Source organism: Affinirhizobium capsici, from assembly GCF_977018625.1.
This window is the reverse complement of the sequence record NZ_CDRNXD010000004.1, coordinates 2,016,300-2,034,810: the sequence shown is the minus strand read 5'-3', so window position 1 is coordinate 2,034,810 and position 18,511 is coordinate 2,016,300. Positions and strand designations below refer to the sequence as shown.

Below are 18,511 nucleotides of genomic sequence, written 5' to 3'. Positions count from 1 at the left end.
CAGGTCCCGGCGACGCCCGGCGGGACCATCTCTCTCATGCCGTTTGGTGTTTGCGACGCCATGCGGCAGGTGTATCTCCGCTCATGCTGCGAAACACCTTGGTCAGGTGCGCCTGATCGGAAAAGCCAAGTTGTGCGCTGATGTCTGCGATGCTCATGCCGGTATCACTGAGCATGCGCCTGGCAAGGTCGATGCGACGGGACAACTGCCACTGTAGCGGGGTCAGATTGGTCGTTTGCCGAAAAACGGTGGCAAACCAGCTTTCGGACAGACCAACCACATCCGCCATTTCCCGCACGGTCAGACGTCGGCCACCGCAATTGGCGAAATAGGCGGAAAGACGATTGAGTTGAGCCTGCGTCAGCCGCCCGCTTGCACCACTATTTTCATCAGCCGTTGCGTGCAGATCGAGCAGGCCCGTCACAATGCTTCCGATCAGGTTCTCGGCGAAGGCTGGATGTTTGCCACTATCCTCAAGCTCGTCCACGACAAGCTTGGCAAGGCTCACCAGTGGACCCGGATCTTTCAGTTCTACCGGCTTCCTGATAGCGGCTCGGGCAGCGGAAGATCCTATCGCCGGTGCTATATAGCGCATCAGGCGGTCCTGGTGCAGGTGCAGATCAAGATGGGAAAAGCGATGACGCTGGCTAAACTTCGTCCACAGCGGCACACCAGCCGGTACATAAATCGCAGCCGCCATGCCTCGTTCGAAATGGTCAAGGCGCGAGGATTGGTCCGAAACACGGATGTGATTGCTGACGTCCTTGAAGAACAACACGATGCGGGGATCTGGGGAAAGATAATATCCACTTGCACCAGCCTGGCCCTCGGCCTCCCAATGAACACCGACGATACCATCCAGAGAGCGCCATTTTGCCGGCGCTAGAGCATGTATGCCCTGGATTTCGGATTGCATCGCATGAAGATAAGTCAACGGACCCGCCTTCCAGTCTGTCGTCAAGGTCATGTAGCTGAATAAGTCTCCTCTTCTGGACGCAAAAGCTTTGACCGTCAATAAAGATGACCGTCCCAATCAACATATCGATTGTGCTCATGAGGGTGAAACCGGGGATACGAAACGCCAAATGCGACGTATAAGAACGGCGACGAAGTGAGATGCGTGGAGACGAAACTTGAAGAGTGAGCGCGCAAAGATGGAGCAGGGCGAGTGGTATTCCTGCATGGATTTAGAGCTTGATGGATTGCGCAAGCTTGCCAGGCGTTCCGTCCATGCTCACAACACTATGCCTCCCGACGAACGTGGCCCCATCGCTGATGAGCTTCGATCATTGTTGGCGGGTGCCGGTGATGTTTTCATCGAGGCACCATTTCATTGCGCATACGGAATGAATATTTCGCTTGGAAATGGTGTGTACATCAATTCGGGCTGCGTCATCCTCGATAGCGCTTCAGTGGTGATTGGCGAAGGCAGCATGCTTGGTCCGGCCGTGCAAATCTATTGCGCCGAACACCATCATGACGTGGCACTCAGGAAGGCAGGGCTTGAGCGCGCTCGCCCGGTCACCATTGGCAAGAATGTCTGGATCGGTGGCGGCGCCATCATCCTTGGAGGGGTGACAGTGGGAGACGGGGCGATTATTGGCGCCGGATCAGTGGTCACGCGAAGCGTGCCAGCAGGCCAGACAGTGGTCGGAAATCCCGCCCGACCCATCCGTTCTCATTAGTCGATCAATCCGGTGGGAACTTGCCGTTGCACTATCCCGCCTGTAGTCTCCTTGCCAACTGTCAAAGCAGCTGGACCGGAGGCAAGATGGCATACAGGCGAATAGTATTGGCCATCGGCCTCGTGATCTCGCTGCTCGGCCTGGTCTGGATTGGTCAGGGAACAGGTTTATTTCCCTATCCCGCTTCAAGCTTCATGATCAATCAAACACCCTGGATATGGCGCGGGTTGCTTGTGTTGGTCATTGGGCTCGGTACCGTATGGGCCGCAAAACGCTTTTTGCGTTAAAGCATCCGTTTTCTGCGGCACGCAAGCCCGCCGAATTGCCAACCTAACCAATATTGGCTGGACTCATCACCAACGACGTACCTCATGTCCTCCAAACAGCTGTTCAATTGGTAGCTGAAAGATGAAATAGGGGTTGATCGGCGGCAGAGCGGTTGCCTGCTCCAGTCGGGCGAGGTGGTCAGCTTCCAGTTTCACATTGAGTGATCCTACATTCTGTTCCAACTGCTCCACGCGGCTGGCGCCGATCAGCACAGACGAGACGCCCGGCTTTTCCACCACCCATTTGAGCGCCACTTCAGCAGGCGTGCAGCCGATTTCCGCAGCGACTTCCTTCACGATATCCACCACCTGGAAGTTTCGTTCTGTGAACAGCATGCCGCCGAAGGGGTTGTCGCCGTTGAGCCGGCCATTGCTGCCTTCGTCGCTGACGTGCGAACCACGGTCAGGCATGGCTGCGGCGCGAGCGGCATCGGCAAGCTTGTCTCGGCCATATTTGCCGGTAAGTAAACCGGCAGCCAAAGGGCTCCACGGTACAAGGCCAAGGCCAATTTCTTGGCCTGCTGGCAAAAGGTCGAGTTCGACACCGCGATCAATCAGCGAGTAGGCGTATTGAAGGCCAATGGGCTTTGCAAGGCCATGCGCTGTAGCGAGTGTCGCGAGTTTGGCGACGTACCAGGCAGGGGTGTTGGAAAAGCCATAATGCAGGATCTTGCCGGCGCGAACGGCGTCGGTGAGCGTCTGCAAGGTTTCCTCAACGGGTGTCATGCGGTCCCACACATGTACCCAGTACATGTCGATGTAGTCGGTCTGCAGGCGCTTCAACGAGCTTTCTAGTGCAAGACGAATGTTCTTCGCACCATTGCCGCCCCAAAGAGGCGTATGTGGCCCGCGGGAAAAGCCGGATTTCGTCGCCACGACGAGGCGGTCTCGCTGGCCGCTATCCTTGAGGAAACGACCGAGCATGCTCTCGCTTTCGCCGCCGGAGTAAATGTCCGCCGTATCGATAAAGTTGCCGCCTGCCTTCGTATAAGCATCGAAGATTGCACGAGACATTGCTTCGCTGGCACCCCATCGACCTGCGCCAAACGTCATGGTGCCGAGAGCCAAGGGGCTGACGATAAGCCCGGAATTTCCAAGAGTTCGATAGCTTGTAAGGTTCATTTGCATTCTCCTCGCTTGTTGCCAACAGATCTAGATGCTTGGCAGGCCCGGGATTAGCCCTTGCTCACCACATGAACCTGTGAGCAGAATGCAGCAATGGAAAGAGGCGAACTCAACGATCTTTTAGCCTTTGAAGCGGTCGCCCGCGAACGCAGCTTTACGCGCGCGGCGGCAAAGCTTGGCATGTCTCCATCTGCTCTTAGTCATGCAATGCGTGGCCTTGAGGAACGTCTGGGCGTGCGTCTTTTGGCCCGCACAACCCGCAGCGTCGCGCCGACCGAGGCAGGAGAGCGCCTGCTGCAATCACTCAGACCGGCACTTTCAGGTATTGAAGAGGGGCTGGAGGCGCTTCGGGAATGGCGGGATAACCCCTCGGGAACAATTCGCATTACCACCTTTGCCTATGCGGCCCGGATGGTCCTGCTCCCCAAACTGCCCGCTTTCCTTCTCGCCAATCCTGATATTCGCGTGGAGGTGAACGTGGACGACGGCCTGACGGATATCGTTGCTGCGGGCTTTGATGCTGGTATCCGGCTGGGCGAGGCGGTTGCCAAAGACATGATCGCCGTCCGGCTCGGGCCGGACCTGCGTACTGTCGTGGTCGGCACACCAGATTACTTCAAACGTCACCCGCCGCCACAGACGCCCTACGATCTCGATCGCCATGCCTGCATTGGCTATCGGTTGACGACTTCTGGCGGTCTTCTGCCCTGGGAATTCGAGAAGGGCGGCAAGGAGATCAAAATCTACACGAGCGGTCCGCTGGTCGCAAACGATAGCGATTTACCGGCCGCCGCAGTACGGGCCGGTGTCGGTCTCGGATATATAATGGAGCACGACGTGGCAGACGAGATCGCATCTGGCGCGTTGATTAAGGTGCTTGCGGACTGGTGTCCGTCCTTTCCGGGCTTTCATCTCTATCACCCAAGCAGACGCCAATCGCCGCCAGCACTGCGTGCGCTGATCGCGGCGTTGCGGGTGACGTGAGTGTCACGGAGATGCTGAAGCGGCACGTTGATGAATTTTGCGACGGCAATCTGGCCGGTGCAGCCTCCACCGCTCGCTCATGTTTTCTTCCATCAAGCCCGTTTAACGTGATTGGGCAGACCGTGGAGATCCTGGATTTTTCCGGCCACGAGGGTCTGAAGCCGCCATAGGTTGCGGTCTTGGACGCCCCTGTCTGCAAGGTGGGAAACTGCACGGTAGAGGTATTCCGCGCATGATCCTGCGGGACCACATGCCTGGGCGATGAGCCTGGCTGTTTCGTCGAGCCCGATTTTTTCCGTCAATGGAGAGGTTTTCGGACTTGCCCAAAAGGTAAGTGCGCGCCGCGTTCCGGAAGGTGTTCGGACAGATACCCAGCGCGTCATTTCGCAGACCTCCGCATAACGGATTTCACGGGCGAGAAGCCGGCGAATGTCCTGACGCCGGGCGTGACGAGATAGCTTCAAAACAATGCCCGAACAGCTTCCTCCTGGCCGAAGCGCGAGCATCAGGCCGGGGAATTCGGTGGTCGCTCTCAGGCGTTCAATGCGCAAGGCGAACGCCCTGTGCCATCCATGAACAACCGCAGGTTCGATTGCCGACGGCTCAAAGCCAGGATTCCACATCAAAGATCCGTAGGCGAATATCCATAGATCCTCGTCCGCGGCCTCCTCTTCAACCCGCTTTACAAGTGCATCAAGTTGCTGGGAAGAGATCGGTGTCCAATGGGGCTCCGGGCCCTCATCCTCAACAACCTTGATCGTTCTGGCAACCAGTTCGGGTGTCAATTGCAAAGCAGCCGTGGCTCGTGTCTTAGGGGTAGGTCTTCTTTGCATCTTTGTCACCCTCCTGGGAATATGGCCGCCGAAGCTCGGTCGTGTCCGGCGGTTAACGACATTGATTTGAGAAGGTCAGTCCGTAGGACCGTCGATGACGGCGCGGAATGTGATCTCAACGATCTGTTCTGGAAACGCCAAGGCATTGACACCGATCAGATTGCTGGCGCATTGGGGGATATCCGTGCCGTACATCTCCTTGCGGATCTTCGATCCGGCTTGAAAAGCGCTCGGAACATCAAGGACGTAAAGTGTCTCTTCAACAACATCGTTGAGAGTGGCACCGAATTGCTCAAGCAGCTTCCTGGCATTGACGTAGGTCTGGCGAATTTGCGATTCCATCTGCGAAAAGTCGCGGGGACGACCCTTATCGTCGAGCGCGGCTGGAGCAATGAGCTTGCCGTCTTCGCCGTGGCTCAGCTGCCCGGATATGTAGATGGTGTCCTTGACCTGTACAGCCTGGACGTAACCGAAGGCCTGCTCCCAGGCAACGCCGTGATTAATGATCTTCTTCTGTGCGGATTTGCTAGTGGTCATGGTCGTTTCCTTGGCGGATATCGTGAGGAGGTTTTCTTCGCGCAGTGAGAGGCGGCGGAGGTGGCACATGCCGTACCCCGCCGCAGGCGCTGATCAGGCCCGAACAAAGGCCAGCAAGTCGGCATTCAGAACATCGGCATTAACTGTCAGCATACCGTGCGAAAAACCGGGATAGGTCTTGAGAGTGCCATTCTTTAGAAGCTTGACCGATTTGAGCGCTGAGTCAGCGATCGGCACGATCTGGTCGTCTTCGCCATGCAGCACGAGCGTAGGTACGCTGATAGCCTTAAGGTCTTGCGTCTGGTCGGTCTCTGAAAAGGCCTTGATGCCGTCGTAATGCGCCTTGGCGCCGCCCATCATGCCCTGCCGCCACCAGTTTTGGATAACACCTTCCTGGACGGTCGCACCGTCGCGGTTGAAGCCATAGAACGGGCCAGCGGGAACATCGCGGAAGAATTGGGCCCGGTTGGCGCTGAGTGCTGAGCGAAAACCGTCGAAGACTTCCATGGGCAGGCCTTCCGGATTGCTTTCCGTCTTCAGCATCAGCGGTGGAACGGCGGAAACCAGTACCGCCTTGGCAACGCGGCCTGCAGGCTCGCCGTGCTTGGCAACATAACGGGCAACTTCGCCGCCCCCGGTGGAGTGGCCGATATGGACTGCATTTCTTAGATCAAGAGCTTCGGCAACCGCGAAGGCGTCGGCGGCATAATGGTCCATGTCATGCCCTTCAGAAACTTGGGCGGAACGGCCGTGACCGCGCCGGTCATGGGCGACTACCCGATAGCCGTGGGCAAGGAAGAACAGCATCTGTGCGTCCCAGTCGTCCGACGACAACGGCCAGCCGTGGTGGAAGACGATCGGCTGCGCATCCTTTGGGCCCCAATCCTTGTAGAAGATTTCAACGCCGTCATTTGTCGTGATGTATTCCATTGCCGTAGCTCCTTTGTTTTGTGATGCAGCACGCTTTGAGCGTTTGGTGAGGCTGCCGTTGTTTGACGCTCTCAATCTACCGAAGCTCGTCCAAGCAACAATTGCATCAATAGTTTCGAGTTTATTTCATTATTTGCAACAGTGGGGGGAAGGATCAGGCCCGCTCTCTGTCAGGCAGCGCCTGGTCGGTTGATCGTCAGGAAGTGACGGACGACAGGCTTCTCTGTTCCTGTATGGTAGGCGAGAACCTTGCCCTGTAGATCCGCGTCCGCGTTCGATACCCGCTTGTGTTGGCGAAGATGCTCGGCCCAGGACTCGACCATGAACCATTCGACGATCTTCTCCGGATCAGCTGAGTCTTCCGTCACGCCCCATCCATATGCTCCGTCCCGACGTCGTTCTTGTGACAGGTGATCGAGCGCATGCAGGAATGCGCTGCGGTGGTGTTTCTCCACCTTGTATTCGATCAGGATGAGCACCGGGCCACGATCATGAGCGACGGGTTCTGCGACAAGTGGTTCAGGCCAGTGGTTGGATGGCACGAGGTCGGCTTCTCCTGCCGGGAGTTTAATGCGGTGCATCACGAACCCTGCGACAAGCAGACCTGCGGCGCCGATCAGCAAGCTGGACTGGATGCCGACGGCCTCGCCGACCGCGCCCCAGCCGAGACTACCCGCGGTCATCGCGCCGTTGAAGACGGTCAGGTAGACTGCAAGCCCTCGACCGCGGACCCAGTTTGGCAGCACGGACTGCGCGGTGCCGTTCAGCGTCGTCAGAGCAGTAATCCAGGCAGCGCCAAGGAAGAGTAGCGCAAGGATGGCAACGATCTTTGGCGGGGCAAGCGCAAGGACAACCATGACAGCCGCGGTGGTGATGGCGGCGCCGAGAAGCAGGCCGTCAGAGTTCAGGCGTTGACGCAGCTTCGGCATGGCGAGTGCTCCCCCGATTGCACCGGCGCCGACCGCACCGAGCAGAATCCCGTAGAAGCTCGCATCACCGCCGAGCAATTGTCGGGCAACCAAGGGGAGAAGGGCCCACACCGCGCTGGCAAAGGAAAAGAAGATCGTTGCACGCAGGAGAACCACATGCAGCGGCCTGCTGGAACGGGTGAACCGAAGTCCTGCCCGGAACGCGCCGAAGAAATTCTCCTGAAGCGCGTCGCTGGTGTTCTTGGCACGCGGCCACCAGACAAGCGCAGCAATGACGACGATGTAACTTGCCACATCCGCGCCATAGGTAATGCCCGCACCGAAGGCCGCGAGAAGCAGGCCGCCTGCGGCCGGTCCTATGGAACGGGCAATGTTGATGCCAAGCGAGTTCAGCGCGACAGCGCTTTTCACATCCTCGCGTTTGACCAGTTCAGGTACGATGGCCTGCCAGGTTGGGCCCATCAGCGCCGCGCCGATGCCGCCTAGAAAGGTTAGGCCGATAAGTGCACTGACTGAAAGCATGCCCGTCTGTGAAAGGACCATCAGCGAGATGCTGACCGATGCCAGCAATAGCTGCACGGCGATCAGGAATTTGCGGCGGTCGAGGATGTCGGTAAGTACGCCCGCGGGAATGGCGAGCAGGAAGATCGGCAGGGTTCCTGCAGCCTGAACCATGGCAACCGCGGCTGTCGATGCAGACAGGTCCGTCATCAACCAGGAGCTTGCGACGTCGCGCATGAAGCTTCCGGTATTGCCAAGAACGGTGGCGGCCCACAGGACCGCAAAGACGGGCTGTGCAAGGGGTGCGAAACTTCCCCCGGATGACTTGGCGGAGCTCATTTGCCTTCTCCTTTCGAAAGATCGTATGTGGCGACAAAAAGGAATGCGCCAGCAAGCCCGAGATGTTCGAAGAAAGCATTGGTCGCCATCATGCGCTCCATGCCCGGGGCCATTTCCCAGAAGCGCAACGCGATGAAAGTGGCGAGGATGGTGAAGCCCGCCAAGGCGAGCGCGCCCAACCAGCGAAGGAAGCCTGTGACGACCATCGCCGACGCTGTCAGTTCAAAGACGATGACGGCCACGGCAAAGAAGGTTGCAGGGTGCAGATTGAAATGATCCATCTCGGCGAGCGCACCATTGAAATCGGCGATCTTGGTGACAGGGCCCTGAATATAGGCGGCGCAGAGCGCAAGAAGGGCCGCTCTGCGCAAGGCAGGTGCCGATAGGACATAGGCGGCAAGCCCGCGTGCTTTTGGAAATGAAGTGCTGATCATGGTTGCTCCTGCGATCCTGGCCGGTCAGTGCGAGCGGCGTTCGTGTTCGTCTGATGGAGCGATAGTGTTAGGAAAAGTCTCTTATAACAATTGCATCAATAGTTGTCAGATAATTGCATAAATCGCAATTATGCGGATGTTGAGCAATCGAAAAAGGGCAGCGGTTTATGCCGCTGCCCTTTGCTTGAATAATATCGTTGGCGCATCAGACAGCCCAGCATGAGCAACCAAGGGCTCCAAAGAAACCGCGTAAATCCGAAATCGGAAGCTTCGATGTCCAGGCACCGGCATGGTCGTGGCCGTGCACGCCACAGTCGTTTGCGCATCCGCATGTGGAAATTGCAGTGCGGCGCAGCGAGCGGGCGCCTGCGCCGTCCGGCTCGCCCCAGGCGGCATATCCGCCGAACTTGCGCACCGGCGACCAATCCGGCATGGCGGGTGGGATGTTGTTCTCGTCAAGGGCCTTGAACTCGCCCGCACCATAGACGATTTTGCCGCCGACCATGGTTAGCTCGGAAACGAGAAAAGAGATCTCGTCCTCGCGGCAGGAGAAGAAGTCCTTGTCCGGCACGATGAGGTCAGCAAACTGGCCCTTCTCGATGCGGCCTTTCTTGCCTTCCTCGTTTGAGAACCAGGTTACCTTCTCCGTCCACATGCGAAGCGCGGTCTCTCGGTCAAGGCAGTTGGCGCGCGGATAGAGCTGCATGCCGCCGACGGTCTTTCCCGTCACCATCCAGGCAAGCGATACCCATGGATTGTATGAGGCGACGCGGGTGGCATCGGTGCCCGCCGAGACGTTGACGCCTTTGTCCAGCATCTTCCTGATGGGTGGCGTAGCTTCAGCCACTCCATGGCCGTACCGCTCGACGAAGTACTCGCCTTGATAGGCCATGCGGTGCTGGGTGGCGATGCCGCCGCCAAGGGCTGCGATCCGGTCGATCGATCGGTCGGAGATTGTCTCGGCGTGGTCGAAGAACCAGTTGAGGCCCTCCAGCGGGATATCCTTGTTGACCTTCTCGAACACGTCGAGAGACCGAGAGATCGTTTCGTCATAGGTGGCGTGCATCCGCCAGGGCCAGCGGTTCTCAGCAAGAATCCGCACGACGTCCTCGAGCTCGCCTTCCATCTCCGGGGCCATTTCCGGGCGCGGCTGGCGGAAGTCCTCGAAGTCGGCGGCAGAAAAGACCAGCATCTCGCCAGCGCCATTATGGCGGAAGTAGTCGTTGCCCTGCTTGTATTTGACCGAGGACGTCCAGTTGAGGAAGTCTTCCTTTTCCTGCTTCGGCTTTTGAGTGAAGAGGTTATAGGCCAAGCGAACGGTGAGCTGGTTCTCGTCGGACAGCTTCTGGATGACCTCATAGTCATCAGGATAATTCTGATTGCCGCCGCCCGCATCGATGACGCCGGTGATGCCGAGACGATTCAACTCTCGCATGAAGTGGCGGGTGGAATTGACCTGGTAGTCGAAAGGCAGCTTCGGGCCCTTGGCAAGCGTTGAGTAGAGTATGCCAGCGTTCGGCTTGGCAAGCAGCATGCCGGTCGGGTTGCCACTGGCATCGCGGGTGATCTCGCCGCCGGGCGGGTTCGGTGTGTCACGGGTGTAACCGACGGCACGAAGGGCGGCGCCGTTCAAAAGCGCCCTATCATAAAGATGCAACAGGAAGACGGGCGTATCGGGCGCAACCGCATTGATTTCCTCGATCGTCGGCAGGCGTTTCTCGGCGAACTGATGTTCCGTAAAGCCGCCAACGACGCGCACCCATTGCGGAGCAGGCGTGATTGCCACCTGGCGTTTGAGCATGTCCATAGCGTCCGCGAGTGACCGAATGCCATCCCAGCGCAGTTCCATGTTGTAGTTCAGTCCGCCACGAACAACGTGCGTGTGATTGTCGATCAGGCCCGGCAGAACGCGCTTGCCCTTGAGATCAACAATCTTCGTACCCGAACCGGCGAGAGCCATGATTTCGCTATCGGAGCCAACGTCCAGAAACAGGCCGTCCTTGATCGCAATTGCTGTCGCGTTCGGATTTGTCCGGTCGAGCGTGGTCACGCGGCCGTTATGAAGGATAAGATCGGGATACATGCTATCCACTCCGGACTGGTTTCGATCAGCAGCTTGGGCTGCGGAGAAAAGGCTTGAGAAGGCGAGGCTGGAGGCCCCGCCAAGAAAGGATCTGCGTGTTGCCATCAGCTCCGTTCCTCATGACTTGTTGTGGTCGGAAGGGCAAGCTCGGCCTGCTTGCTTCCCTTCGGGAGGTGACCGAACATATGTGGCTTGATCTGGTTGATCCATGAGACAGCTGCCGGTTCCTGCGCCAGCAGCGTTTTAGCCAAGGGAATAAGCTGCTCACCGACCAGAATGCCGAGCAGGCCAACAAGGGCAATGACCGGCGGGGCAGGCGAGCGGACATTCAGCAGGCTGTAGACAATTCCGACCAGCAGGCCGGCTGCGAGCGACATGAGATACATTTTCATGGGACACCTATCTAATTGGAAGCCACTCCGACATTTCGTCGGAGTGGCAGCGGGATCATGATTTTGCCGGGTTCGGGCCGATGCGCTTGCCGTGCTTCACACGTTCTTCTGCGCCATGGACCATCGTGTAGGCGTAGTCGATGCCCATGCCGTAAGCTCCGGAATGCTCCTTCACCAGCGTGGTGACGGCGTCATAGGTCTCCTTGCGGGCCCAGTCGCGCTGCCATTCAAGCAAGACCTGTTGCCAGGTCACAGGGATCACGCCCGCCTGCACCATGCGATCCATAGCTCTGTCATGGGCCTCCAGCGAAGTGCCGCCCGACGCGTCGGCCACCATGTAGATTTCGTAGTCAGAAACGTCGTTAAGAGCGGAGAGGGCAAACGTCGTGTTGCAGACCTCCGTCCAGAGACCGGAGACAACAATCTTTTTCCGGCCATTGGCTGCATTTTTCGCCAAGGCATCGCGGACATTCTGGTCGTCCCAGGAGTTCATCGAGGTACGTTCAAGGATGTCGTTCTCGGGGAAAACTGCCAGCAGTTCGGGGTAGGTGTTCCCTGAGAAGGACAGGGTTTCGACCGTGGTAATCGTGGTTGGGATATTGAAGATCTTGGCTGCCTTGCCAAGCCCGACGACGTTGTTCTTCAGTGTCTGGCGATCAATCGACTGGACGCCGAAAGCCATCTGTGGCTGCTGATCGATGAAGATAAGCTGGCTGTTGGCGGGGGTCAGGACTTCGAGCTTGGACATGGTTCTCTTCCTCGGTTGCGGCCCGCAAAGGGTGCCAAAAAATTGGGTAGCTGCTGTCGGGAGTGTCCCGGTCTCATTGACCTCGTTGCTCACCGCCTTGGCTGCTGAAAACAAACCTATCGCCGAAGGTCTTGACTCGGAATTGCAATAAAAATGTCGAGTGAATTGCGGAAAACGAAATAGTTGTCGGGGCTAAACTCTAGCTGCCGTAGAACTCGATATGAACGCGCGGTTAAGCGTGTCGAAGCTCGCTTGCAATCGGAGCGCAGTGAGCTCGACTGGCCTCTGGGCCGGCAATGGTTGAGGCCGTTGATCAAGTGACGGAATTACAATATTTATTTTGATAGAATTGCATCAGGTGAAACAATCGAATGAACGATTACAAGGCGCTTCGCACCTTCCTCCTCGCCGCTGAGAAGCGCAACTTCGCGCAAGTGGCCCGCGAACTCGACATGACGCCTGCGGCTGTGACACGAGCCATAGCCGCCTTGGAGACGGAGCTCGGGGTTCAGCTCTTCGTGCGCACCACAAGGCAGGTTTCCCTGACCACCGACGGTGCAATCTTCGCCGCGCAAATCCAACCTGCGGTCAAGACGCTTGAGGACGCGCGACGCGAGATCATGAACGCACACAAAGCGGAGGAGGGGCGTCTGAGAATCAGCGCACCCACCTGGTTCGGAAAGGTCGTGCTGCCGCCGATCCTGTCCGGCTTCAAGGAGAGGTATCCGAAGATGTGTTTCGAAATCTCCCTGTCGGACGGTCTGGTAAACATCGTGGACGACGACTACGATCTGGCGATCCGCATCTCCTCCCAGCCATCTGACAAGTTCACGATCTGGAGAAAGATCCGCGTTGTTCCACGAATTCTTGTCGCAGCGCCCGGCAGTCGCTTCGTCGATATGTCACATCCGAATGAGCTGTCACCGGACGACTGTCTGGCCTATAGCGGGGAAAGCCGACGGGAAAATTGGGTTCTGTCGGATGGTGGATCGAGCATTGCGATTTCTGCCGGACGAGCATTCAGTGCCAATAGTGGCGAGGTGCTGGCCGATATGGCCGCAGATGGAGCAGGCGTCGCCTTGCTTCCTGGCTTCAACATCGCTGAGCACATCCGTAGCGGGCGCCTCGTCCACGTCTTCAAGGGATGGGCGCCGCCTGACCTCTGGCTGACGCTCTACTATCCGCCTTACCAGGCCTTGCCACCGCGTATCGCCTCGTTCTCAAAATTCTTTGAGGAACAAGTCGCCACCCACATGGTGGCACTGGACGAGGCTCACAGACCATGATGTTCGCAGTCGGGCATTTATCAGTCAGTGACCGAAACGTTACCGACCTTCGAAAGGGAGCTTCACCTGCTCCTGTTTAACTTGCCACCGCGTTGCCCCGGACTTCGAACGAAGGAAAGCAAAGCTCGACCCGAGTGCCTTCTCCTATGCGGGAAGAAATTCTGACCTCGCCACCAGACTGGCGCACGAAACCGTAGACCATCGCGAGCCCAAGCCCTGATCCGCCGGTTTTTGAGCGGGTTGTAAAATAGGGCTCCATCGCCTGGTCGAGGACTTCTGGCGACATGCCGACCCCTTCGTCAACGACTGCGATGATGACTGTATCGGTCTGTCCCAATGCTTCTACTCGCACCGTGCCACCTTCCGGCATGGCCGCCGATGCATTGAGGCAGAGGTTCAGGATGGACTGCTCCAGCAGCGCGGGATCAAGGCTGATAGTCGGCAAGTTGGCTTCAAGTTCGAGCTTCAGCCGATTGCGATTGCCGATCGCCATTTCCAGCACGTCAGCCATGCCATGAAGAATTGTGGCAACGTCGATCGGTGCCGGATGGATCTGCTGCTGGCTGCCGACAGACAACATGCTGGAGGCAAGCGCTCGCCCGCGCTCGGCCGCTTTTCGTATGCGCCCCAGATGGCGCTTCTGCCTCTCGGTAAAGTCAGGCTCGCGCTCAAGCAGGCCAAGGCTTCCCGTGATGATCCCGATCATATTGCCGACCTCGTGGCTGACCTGATGTGTCATGCGCATGACCACATCCAGACGCTGGGCACGGGCAGCTTCCATTTCTTGCCGATCAATGGCCGTAATGTCGCGGGCGAGCAGGACGACGCCTCCGTCAGGTTGTCGCGATGCGGAAATCTCGACAACCTGGTCGTTAACAAATCGATGCCGGAGTACCTGACGCTCAACAAGCAAGCCGCGCTCGCTTTCGGCTGGCATGAGCAGTGGATCAATCTCAGGGACTGTTCCAACAAAACGGCGCAGCGACATTTTCCGTGACGAGCCTGTGTGGCGCATCAGTTCGATAATGCGACGATTCATAGTGATCGGACGACCGACTGAATCGAAGAGGGCAATGCCTTCGTTCATCGTCCGGAAGGTCGAGCGGATCGTGCGTGCGGCCGCTTCCGCCGTGCGCCTGAGGCGCGACACGCGATCCACGCTCTCCTTGAAAGCGCGGAAGGCTTCGAGCAGTCGGATCAATTCGGTTTCCGTCCCTGCATAGACGGGCGGTCCAACATTTTCCTCGCCACGCGCAAGCGCATTCATGCCGCGCGAAAGATCACCTATCCCGTGTGAAACCCGCATGACAGAGCGGATAGACACAATAGCGAGTATGACGATTGCCAAGGACGCGAGCACGATCATGACGAGCAGTTGGCGCAACGTGCTTGATGTTGCCTTGAGGTTCTGGTTCAGCGCGCTCGCAACCAAGGCGCTCTGGGTTTCGGTAGCGTGTGACAGATCGCGAGACACGGTGTGCAGGCGTGAAACCGATGCGCGGATGGAAAACATCTCAAGCAGGTAACGTGTCTGTGCCTCAAAAATTCGTTGGTATGGTTCGAGTTGTTCAGCCGAAATTTGCGTGCCTGGGCCGTGCAACGCCAACCGGACACTCGTTTCCGCGACGAAGCGCCTTTGCAGTTCGCCCAGCTGAAACAGGCTGTCGGATGTCGATGCGGATTGCGCAATACCATTGAGACGCTGTCGCAGATCCTGATCCTGGATCGTGCGAGCCGTTGCTATTTCTCCAAGCGCCACAGCCGCTTCGGCCTTCTGCTCCTGGGCGGCGTCTGCATTGGCGGCTAACGCCAGCGTCTGCGTTTCGATATCTTCGAGGAGTTCGATAATCCTGTGTGTACCAGCCCCTTGCAATGGCGCACTTGGCTGTTCCGGTGCGATTGTCTCCAGCAGTGTCTCTACCTGCGCAACCACTGCCCGGCTTTCGCTCGAGACACGATAGGGAGAGGTAGCATTCATCAGGAACGGAGCGCTGGAAACAAGGTCGGAGACCTGCCTCGAGACCAGTGAGGCCTTGGCAAGGCTTGAAAAGGCCTGCACGCTGTAAGCCGACATTTCGTTGCGCGCCCGTTGCAGGCCATAAATGGCGACTGTCGACAGGATGAGAACCGACACACAAATGAAGGCGATGGCGAAGGGCAATCGAAAAGCAATTGATGAGAGGAAGGCGCGGTTGATCAAGGCGATGATCCGGCGTCGTCGGTGTGAAGTATGTACCCCTTGCCGCGTCGTGTCTGAATATGGCGTGGGAGGTCCGGGTTTCGCTCGATCTTGCGTCTCAGCCTGAGCACCAGAACGTCAACGTTTCGATCGACAAAACGATCGGAGTCTGCCCCCATCCGGTCGAGTATCTTCGCACGGCTTACCGGCATGTTTGGGGTTTCGGCGAGGATTTCCAGCAATGCAAACTCCGCTGACGTCAGCGTCTTCGTCGGATCGGCAAGGCAGACAGCACGGCGCTGTGCAAGATCAACAGCCCATTCGCCGAGCCGCAGTGCTGCCGAAGCATGCTCGCGCTCGCTCTCCCTTTCCTGGCGCAATTGCGGGTGCGTACGGCGGAGAACCGCCTTGATGCGCGCGGTGAGTTCGATGGGTTCGAACGGCTTCACGACATAGTCATCGGCTGCCGTTTCCAGACCCAGGACACGGTCTGTAGAACTGCCTGCCGCCGTTACCATGACGATGCCAACATCGGTCTGCGCCCGCAGTCGCTGTGCGAAAGCTCTGCCGGACAGGCCTGGAAGATTGTGGTCCACCAGAACCAGTTGCACCGTCTCCTGCTGCAATCGCTCCTGGGCAGCCTCAGCGGAAGGGGCGGTAAGGGGTATCCAGCCTTCAGCTTCGATCAGGTCGCAAATAAGCTCCGCCATATCCGGATCGTCCTCGACGATCAGAATTTTCACCTTCTGGTTCAACACGTTGCAGTCCTCCCATCGGCATCATAACTGGCCAGCGGGAAAACACCAAAGACTTGTGGTTATCGGCCGATGTCACAATTGTAATATTTGCAATCTCTGCAATAGCTGACGACGGTCGTGTGAAAGATCGGTAACCATTCGCCGGGTTGCCAGTATCGCCGGAAGCGGACATGCTTCAGCCATTGGAACGGGGAGGTTCCAAGGGAGGATGACGTGAAATTATTGACCGCCATCGGTGCGGGGCTGCTTGCCACCCTTGCCACGGCCCTGACGGGCCACGCTGCCGAACCTTTGAAGGTTCTTTGTGGCGTTGACGAGGTGTGGTGCGCCGCCATGGAAAAAGCCTACAAGGCGAAGACTGGCATTGAGGTCCACATGCCCCGCATGAGCACCGGCGAGATACTCGACCGTGTGCGAACGGAGCACAATGCTCCCACCTTCGATGTCTGGTGGGGCGGGACCGGAGTGACCCACCTGCAGGCGGCCTATGAAGGCCTGCTCGAACCTTATCGGCCTCGCCAGGAGGCGGACCTTCTACCATGGGCGCGGAATTTCTTTTCTCTGTCTGGAGGCACATCCGTCGGCCTTTACGCCGGAGCGCTCGGCTTTGCCTACAATGCGGATATTCTCTCGGCTCAAAAGTTGCCGGTACCAAACTGCTGGAAAGACCTCGCCAAGCCGATCTATCGCGGTCACATCCTCTCCGGAAACCCACATTCTTCGGGCACTGCATTCACCACCCTGGTCACGCTGGTCCAGCTCCTCGGTGAAGACGAAGCTTTCGCTTATATGCGCGAGCTTGGCCGGAATATAACCGACTATACCAAGGCGGGTGCCGAGCCGGTAAAGGCGGCGGGCCGGGGAGAAATCACCATCGGCATCTCTTTCATGCATGATGCCGTTACGCAGAAAGAGGCAGGTGCTCCCCTTGTCATTGTCGCGCCCTGCGAGGGCACCGGCTACGAAATCGGAGCGGTCAGCATCATCAAGGGCAGCCGAAATCTGGAAGAGGCGCGCCGCTTTGTCGATTTTGCGCTGAGCCCCGAAGGCCAGGCAACTGGTGCAGCCGCAGGCCAGAACCAGGTCCCATCCAACGCCCGGGCCGTGCTTCCGCCTGCGGCTCCCGACATCTCGATGATCAAGATGGTGGACTATGATTTTGCCACCTTCGGTTCACCCGAACAGCGAAGTCGGTTGTTGAGCCGCTTTGATCGCGAAATCAATCCAACCAACTGACCTTTCAACAACCGGACGACCTCGAAAACGGCGCCTTATTGGTGCTGCCGCCGAAGGCTTGTCCATTTTCTTGAACTTCAGACGCAAGCAACAGGAGGATACCCATGCGACTGGCAATACTGTCTACACTTCTTTTCGCAGGTACGAGTTTGTCTGCCGGTTCGGCGATGGCCGCAGGCGAGCTCAATCTCATCTGCGCCGCCGACGTCGTCATCTGTGAGCAGATGAAGGGCGATTTCGAAAAGGCACATGATATCAAGGTCAACATGGTTCGCATGTCCTCCGGCGAAGCCTATGCGAAGATTCGCGCTGAAGCCCGCAATCCAAAAACCGACCTCTGGTGGGCGGGTACCGGCGATCCCCACTTGCAGGCAGCCTCGGAAGGGCTGACGGCGGAATATAAATCGCCCATGCTCGACCAGTTGCAGGATTGGGCGAAGAACCAGGCTGAAAGCTCAGGCTTCAAGACCGTGGGTGTCTATGCCGGTGCGCTTGGCTGGGGCTACAACACCCAAATCTTCAAGCAGAAGGGCTACAAGGAACCCGCCTGCTGGGCTGACCTTCTGGCACCGGAACTGAAGGGCGAAATACAGATAGCCAATCCGAACTCGTCGGGCACCGCCTATACCGCGCTCGCTTCGCTCGTGCAGATCATGGGCGAGGACAAGGCCTTCGAATATCTGAAGGCGCTCAACGCCAATATCTCGCAATATACCAAGTCTGGCTCTGCGCCGGTCAAGGCTGCCGCCCGCGGTGAAACCGGCCTTGGCATCGTTTTCATGCATGACGCGGTGGCCCAGACGGCCGAAGGCTTCCCCGTCAAGTCGATCGCACCTTGCGAAGGCACCGGCTACGAAATCGGTTCCATGTCGATCGTCAAGGGGGCTCGCAATATGGAGAACGCCAAGGTTTGGTACGACTGGTCTCTGAAACCGGAAGTTCAGTCCCGCATGAAGGATGCCAAATCCTTCCAGCTCCCGTCGAACAAGTCCGCGGAGATCCCCAAGGACGCGCCAAGGTTCGAGGACATCAAGCTGATCAACTACGATTTCAAGACCTATGGCGATCCTGAAAAGCGCAAGACGCTGCTCGAGCGTTGGGATCGTGAGATCGGCGCCGCCGCGAACTGACACCATCTTCTTCAGGCCGGTCGTCTGGCGATTGCCGGCCCCTTTCATCCTTGCTTTTCTTTCGAATGAGGTCGAC

18 protein-coding genes are annotated in these 18,511 nt (G+C 57.9%); 6 read left to right on the top strand and 12 right to left on the bottom strand.

The window, feature by feature from the left end; translation table 11 throughout:
* Positions 1-34: 34 nt before the first annotated feature.
* Positions 35-934, bottom strand: coding sequence for a helix-turn-helix transcriptional regulator (locus AC0JZ1_RS13175; protein WP_471883445.1), 900 nt, complete (start codon positions 932-934; stop codon positions 35-37).
* Positions 935-1,133: 199 nt separating this feature from the next.
* On the opposite strand from AC0JZ1_RS13175, the gene AC0JZ1_RS13170 reads away from it, so the two are divergent.
* Together AC0JZ1_RS13170 and AC0JZ1_RS13165 are read left to right on the top strand one after the other, a co-directional pair.
* Positions 1,134-1,685 carry a sugar O-acetyltransferase gene (locus AC0JZ1_RS13170; protein ID WP_471882804.1) on the top strand — a complete coding sequence of 184 codons (552 nt, stop codon included), beginning with the start codon at positions 1,134-1,136 and terminating at the stop codon, positions 1,683-1,685.
* A 107-nt stretch (positions 1,686-1,792) separates the two neighbouring features.
* The gene (locus AC0JZ1_RS13165; protein WP_471882803.1) at positions 1,793-1,972 is read left to right on the top strand and encodes a hypothetical protein; all 180 of its coding nucleotides are present in this window, start codon (positions 1,793-1,795) and stop codon (positions 1,970-1,972) included.
* Between the two features lie 66 nt (positions 1,973-2,038).
* Here the strand turns inward: AC0JZ1_RS13165 and AC0JZ1_RS13160 are convergent, their stop codons facing one another.
* Entirely contained in the window at positions 2,039-3,133 is a 1,095-nt protein-coding gene (locus AC0JZ1_RS13160; protein WP_471882802.1) for an aldo/keto reductase, read from the bottom strand.
* Positions 3,134-3,229: 96 nt separating this feature from the next.
* On the opposite strand from AC0JZ1_RS13160, the gene AC0JZ1_RS13155 reads away from it, so the two are divergent.
* Positions 3,230-4,120, top strand: a complete 891-nt coding sequence (locus AC0JZ1_RS13155) for a LysR family transcriptional regulator (RefSeq protein ID WP_471882801.1) — start codon at positions 3,230-3,232, stop codon at positions 4,118-4,120.
* Between the two features lie 92 nt (positions 4,121-4,212).
* Here AC0JZ1_RS13155 and AC0JZ1_RS13150 read toward each other — a convergent pair whose 3' ends face one another.
* The 8 genes from AC0JZ1_RS13150 to AC0JZ1_RS13115 all read right to left on the bottom strand — a co-directional run bounded on the left by AC0JZ1_RS13150 (position 4,213) and on the right by AC0JZ1_RS13115 (position 11,846).
* Entirely contained in the window at positions 4,213-4,953 is a 741-nt protein-coding gene (locus tag AC0JZ1_RS13150; protein WP_471882800.1) for a gamma-glutamylcyclotransferase, read from the bottom strand.
* A gap of 75 nt (positions 4,954-5,028) precedes the next feature.
* Complete coding sequence (locus tag AC0JZ1_RS13145; RefSeq protein ID WP_471882799.1) at positions 5,029-5,490, bottom strand: Rid family hydrolase; 462 nt, start codon at positions 5,488-5,490, stop codon at positions 5,029-5,031.
* Positions 5,491-5,583: 93 nt separating this feature from the next.
* Complete coding sequence (locus AC0JZ1_RS13140; protein WP_471882798.1) at positions 5,584-6,420, bottom strand: alpha/beta fold hydrolase; 837 nt, start codon at positions 6,418-6,420, stop codon at positions 5,584-5,586.
* 170 nt (positions 6,421-6,590) lie between these two features.
* Positions 6,591-8,189 carry an MFS transporter gene (locus AC0JZ1_RS13135; RefSeq protein WP_471882797.1) on the bottom strand — a complete coding sequence of 533 codons (1,599 nt, stop codon included), beginning with the start codon at positions 8,187-8,189 and terminating at the stop codon, positions 6,591-6,593.
* Positions 8,186-8,623, bottom strand: coding sequence for a DoxX family protein (locus AC0JZ1_RS13130; protein WP_471882796.1), 438 nt, complete (start codon positions 8,621-8,623; stop codon positions 8,186-8,188). The genes AC0JZ1_RS13135 and AC0JZ1_RS13130 overlap by 4 nt, the downstream gene beginning before the upstream one ends.
* A 205-nt stretch (positions 8,624-8,828) precedes the next feature.
* Positions 8,829-10,811, bottom strand: coding sequence for an amidohydrolase (locus AC0JZ1_RS13125; protein WP_471882795.1), 1,983 nt, complete (start codon positions 10,809-10,811; stop codon positions 8,829-8,831).
* Complete coding sequence (locus tag AC0JZ1_RS13120) at positions 10,811-11,098, bottom strand: XapX domain-containing protein (RefSeq protein WP_471882794.1); 288 nt, start codon at positions 11,096-11,098, stop codon at positions 10,811-10,813. Before AC0JZ1_RS13120 ends, AC0JZ1_RS13125 begins: the two co-directional genes overlap by 1 nt.
* A 55-nt stretch (positions 11,099-11,153) precedes the next feature.
* On the bottom strand, positions 11,154-11,846 hold the full coding sequence (locus AC0JZ1_RS13115) for a hydrolase (RefSeq protein ID WP_471882793.1): 693 nt from the start codon (positions 11,844-11,846) through the stop codon (positions 11,154-11,156).
* A 371-nt stretch (positions 11,847-12,217) separates the two neighbouring features.
* Here AC0JZ1_RS13115 and AC0JZ1_RS13110 point away from each other — a divergent pair, with 371 nt between their 5' ends.
* On the top strand, positions 12,218-13,132 hold the full coding sequence (locus AC0JZ1_RS13110) for a LysR family transcriptional regulator (protein ID WP_471882792.1): 915 nt from the start codon (positions 12,218-12,220) through the stop codon (positions 13,130-13,132).
* A 76-nt stretch (positions 13,133-13,208) separates the two neighbouring features.
* Here the strand turns inward: AC0JZ1_RS13110 and AC0JZ1_RS13105 are convergent, their stop codons facing one another.
* Together AC0JZ1_RS13105 and AC0JZ1_RS13100 are read right to left on the bottom strand one after the other, a co-directional pair.
* The gene (locus AC0JZ1_RS13105; RefSeq protein WP_471882791.1) at positions 13,209-15,332 is read right to left on the bottom strand and encodes a sensor histidine kinase; all 2,124 of its coding nucleotides are present in this window, start codon (positions 15,330-15,332) and stop codon (positions 13,209-13,211) included.
* Positions 15,329-16,069 carry a response regulator transcription factor gene (locus tag AC0JZ1_RS13100; protein ID WP_471882790.1) on the bottom strand — a complete coding sequence of 247 codons (741 nt, stop codon included), beginning with the start codon at positions 16,067-16,069 and terminating at the stop codon, positions 15,329-15,331. The genes AC0JZ1_RS13105 and AC0JZ1_RS13100 overlap by 4 nt, the downstream gene beginning before the upstream one ends.
* 213 nt (positions 16,070-16,282) lie before the next feature.
* Here AC0JZ1_RS13100 and AC0JZ1_RS13095 point away from each other — a divergent pair, with 213 nt between their 5' ends.
* Positions 16,283-17,305 (top strand): ABC transporter substrate-binding protein, encoded by a 1,023-nt coding sequence (locus AC0JZ1_RS13095; protein ID WP_471882789.1) that lies wholly within the window; start codon positions 16,283-16,285, stop codon positions 17,303-17,305.
* Between the two features lie 104 nt (positions 17,306-17,409).
* Positions 17,410-18,435, top strand: a complete 1,026-nt coding sequence (locus tag AC0JZ1_RS13090; protein ID WP_471882788.1) for an ABC transporter substrate-binding protein — start codon at positions 17,410-17,412, stop codon at positions 18,433-18,435.
* Positions 18,436-18,511 lie beyond the last annotated feature (76 nt).